This window comes from Gammaproteobacteria bacterium, assembly GCA_003696665.1.
Classification (GTDB): domain Bacteria; phylum Pseudomonadota; class Gammaproteobacteria; order Enterobacterales.
Genome location: RFGJ01000012.1, coordinates 1 through 2,790, shown reverse-complemented (window position 1 = coordinate 2,790; position 2,790 = coordinate 1). Strand labels below are relative to the sequence as shown.

Sequence of the window (2,790 nt, the reverse complement as noted above, 5' to 3'; positions counted from 1 at the left end):
TTCAGCGCAGCTATGATGACGAGTGTGCCAACCACACCGATAAGGCTGGTTAACACGGCGGGCATCGAGTTTTCCAGAAACTCAATAAACTCCCTTAACAAGGATACGCGGGCAGCAAGCGTTGAAATATCACCACCGTTGGTTTTCTCTTTCGCGACGACCTCTTCCGCAGTGATCATATAAATTTCAGCATAAGTCCGCGTGTCATAGAAGCGTCGCCCACTTCCTATCAGCAAGGCCAGCAAGCCCATCCCCCCCAGCCATAACACACCCTGGTAGCGTTGCACCAGCAAATCATTAATGGCAACACCAATAAACAAAGGGAAGAGTAGTTGGATAATGATCTCGACCAACACGAGCAATAGTGTAAGCGCGATCTTCTTCTTAAACCGTGTCAAGATTGTTCGAATCGAGATGTATGAGCCTTTCATGTGTTATTGTTCTCTTTTCAACCAATTCAATACCGTTTGCTGAAAGGCAATGATCGGGCTCTCCCCATAGTGGGCTGCCGGTCCCACCTCGAAGTAAGGGCTACGTAGCGATCGCTGTTGCTGTTCGCAGACGTATACATCTTCCGCCATGAAGTCACCGGAGGCCAGGGGGTCATGTACGGGGTCTCCCTTCACCTTTGGCGATGTCCGCTGCGCCCAAAACGTGCCGGATCTCCACCATTGGGTGGTAAATCTCCAGCCAGAAGCATTCTTGACTTTTGTTCGGGTTTGAACCCGGGTCATGTCTGGCGCGAGTGGAATAATGTGAAAGGTCGACCATGTACACTCGGTCTCTGCTAAGCCCAGGTTAGGGAACAGCATGGGCACCCACGCACCCAGCCGCTCGCTCGGAATCTCGTCGAAGAGGGGGAGGGGCGCTTTCTTCTCCACATCAACTGCGTAGTGGCGAGCCAATGGCTCCCAGAACACATAATGAGGACCGACGAAACGATACTCCGCCTTGGCGTGATCGTACATGGACAAAGTTCCCGAATGGAGGTGAGATAGATGATAGACATCAATGTAATTCTCAACCACAATTTTCCAGTTCGCGTGAATATCCGTCGTGGTTGCCGCCTCCGGATACTCAACTAGATATTCTACCTGATGAGGACCCAAATCGGACTCTACCGGTCCAAACCACTCGGAGAGTGAAATTGCATTCGGTTCTGGATGAACCCAGATCATACCGCGCCAGACCCCTACTGAAGCCGGTTTCAACCCCAGACACGACTTATCCAAATCAGGGAATTCTCTCCTCTCGTTGGGTACGGTAAGCAGGCGGCCGTCCTCGACAGCATAGGCCCAATCGTGGTAAGGGCAGGTAATGACCTTTTTTGTCTTCCCCACCGCCCGGAGTAATTGGGTGCCTCGATGTCTGCAAATGTTATGATATGCGTGTAGTTTTCTGTCATTTCCTACTACCACCAGGATATTATTCAACCCGGCCTGGACGGTAAGATACTGGCCCGGTTCACTGAGATCTTCTACGAAACCGGCGAATTGCCAGGTTCGCGAGAAGATCATTTCTTGTTCTTTCTCAAACCAGGTCCTGGATGTATATGTTTCTACCGGCAGTTTGTGCACCATTTTCTGACTCATGCTTACCTCCCAAAAAATGAGAATAGTGAGAGAAAGAACCAGGTGAATATAATCACCCAATAAAGGACGGGGTTTTCATCCCGTGTAACGCGCTCTACCAGATGTGTTTCTTGATAAATGAGGTCAAGCACAAGCCAGTAGAGAAAAAGGAGCCCCCATATCCAATTCCAGTCCATCATCACAGCGTTGGCGATGAGCAACAGGGCGATGAGGGTGCGCCACTTAAATGATGTGTTTTGAAATGACATATTAGCCCTCAGCCCTCCAACGTGTTGGCGGATGACGTTCCTAAGCCAGTAAGAAACGTGCGATAAACCAGTTGAGCTGCGTCCCGTCGAGCGATGTATCCCTCGTGGACGGAGATCCAAGCGGTGTAAATCAGACTCTCCAGCGTAGCGACCGCCCAGGCGATGGGCACTTCAGGTGCAATTAACCCCTCATCTTTGAAGTGCTCGAAAAGTTTGCTCCAGTCATGGGCGCTCTGTACTTCTAAAGCCTGGATTTCGGGATCATCCACAAACGATCGTTCGCTCAGCAGGAAGTGGTAGCGATCGCCCATCGGAATGATGACTTCCAGAATCTCCAGCAGCAGATCGCCGCCCCGCAGGTTACGCGCAAGCACTGGCTCCAATGCGGCGTTCACCTGCTGATAGGATTCCAGCGTGAGGGAGCGAATCAATTCATCGCGCGAGGGGAAGTAGCGGTACAGCGTCGCCCGGCCCACGCCAGCGGCCTCAGCAATGTCGTTCATCGAAGCACCGGGATTTTTGGAAAGGGCCTGCGTGGCGGCATCTAACAGAAGTTGGCGTGTATCTTTGCCCATCAAACGCTCCTTTTCTCCTGTTGTGATACGATAATGTCTCGTATGGGGCATAAATGTATCATGTTTCAGCGAGAATGTCAAGATCGATTTTCTAGGATTCCATCTTTTGTGATGCCAGGGTAGAATAGCCGTAGCCCAACCCCGGCTTCCGCGGACAGCAAAGCCGCTGTCCGCAGAAGTGGGCGCGAGTAGCAATGCTTCGAAGCCCCTAGTTCGCCCCTCCGAATTACACCGCAAGAATCGGAGTGTTTTTCCATCTGTCCTCCTCTATGATGAAGATCAATCAGAGAGAAAGGCATAAAGGAGGACAGTGTGAGTACTGTGAATAGAACGATGGGAGTGGGCGAATGGTTGTTGCTCATTACCTTGTCATTT

At 51.1% G+C, this 2,790-nt stretch carries 4 protein-coding genes; all 4 read right to left on the bottom strand.

Translation table 11 applies throughout. From position 1 onward, the window contains the following. Window positions 1-431 (bottom strand): hypothetical protein (locus D6694_00310; protein RMH48614.1); only part of this gene is annotated, 431 nt, incomplete at its 3' end. A gap of 3 nt (window positions 432-434) precedes the next feature. Next, the gene (locus tag D6694_00305; protein ID RMH48615.1) at window positions 435-1,577 is read right to left on the bottom strand and encodes an aromatic ring-hydroxylating dioxygenase subunit alpha; all 1,143 of its coding nucleotides are present in this window, start codon (window positions 1,575-1,577) and stop codon (window positions 435-437) included. A gap of 17 nt (window positions 1,578-1,594) precedes the next feature. Continuing rightward, complete coding sequence (locus D6694_00300) at window positions 1,595-1,840, bottom strand: hypothetical protein (protein RMH48613.1); 246 nt, start codon at window positions 1,838-1,840, stop codon at window positions 1,595-1,597. 8 nt (window positions 1,841-1,848) lie between these two features. Continuing rightward, window positions 1,849-2,466, bottom strand: coding sequence for a TetR/AcrR family transcriptional regulator (locus D6694_00295; protein RMH48612.1), 618 nt, complete (start codon window positions 2,464-2,466; stop codon window positions 1,849-1,851). Window positions 2,467-2,790: the final 324 nt, after the last annotated feature.